A 266-nucleotide genomic window follows, 5' to 3' on the forward strand; every position below is an offset into this window, starting at 1 on the left:
CCACTTTGCTGTCCGCCTTGTGATTGATTACCTTGGTAACCACCACTTTGTTGCCCACCTTGCTGGTCGCCACCACGGCTCCCTAACATTTGCATTTGGCCGGTAAAACCGTCAACTACAATTTCAGTCGTGTATTTTTCTTGGCCTTGTGGGTCAGTCCATTTACGTGTTTGAAGTTTACCTTCAACATAAATTTGTGAACCTTTACGGCAATATTCACCAACAATTTCTGCTAACTTGCCAAAAAATACCACACGGTGCCACTC

General features: G+C 44.7%; 1 protein-coding gene. It reads right to left on the bottom strand.

The window, feature by feature from the left end; translation table 11 throughout:
- The coding region (gene ssb, locus AAEY62_RS22780; protein ID WP_350636690.1) for a single-stranded DNA-binding protein at window positions 1–266 on the bottom strand (266 nt) is incomplete at both ends.

Source organism: Pseudoalteromonas sp. GW168-MNA-CIBAN-0100, assembly GCF_040309225.1.
GTDB lineage: Bacteria > Pseudomonadota > Gammaproteobacteria > Enterobacterales > Alteromonadaceae > Pseudoalteromonas > Pseudoalteromonas arctica.